Raw genomic sequence first — 330 nt, 5'->3', positions numbered from 1 at the left:
GCGCTTTTTGTATCTGCACGCCGTCTTGCGGGATACGCTGCGCGGCTGCGAATAAACGCTTAAATACGCGGGTGCGCCCGGCCTTCAACGTTTTCAAACGTTGGCACAGCGCGTCCAGGGGGTCGGCGTACTGCGCTGGATCGGCGAACGTGTCGTCCATCTCATCGAGCAGGCGGTGGATCGACTGAAAGGTCACCGCTTGTTTTGCTCGTTGCCAATAGCTGTGAACGAGGCGCCTGGTCTGCATTGCATAATAGGTACGCCGATCAACGGTAGCAAACGCCATCACGTCTTGGACGGGCACGTAGTCACCAATGCGCGCGATGACTT

The 330-nt window shown here is 57.9% G+C and carries 1 pseudogene; it reads right to left on the bottom strand.

Annotated features, from left to right (window positions below):
- Positions 1–330 (bottom strand): annotated as a pseudogene (locus tag KPG66_RS17350) (hypothetical protein); the annotation flags it as partial.

Source organism: Mycetohabitans sp. B2, assembly GCF_021733735.1.
GTDB lineage: Bacteria > Pseudomonadota > Gammaproteobacteria > Burkholderiales > Burkholderiaceae > Mycetohabitans > Mycetohabitans rhizoxinica.
The sequence above is the reverse complement of the archived record's forward strand: the minus strand, read 5'-3'. Positions and strand labels throughout refer to the sequence as shown.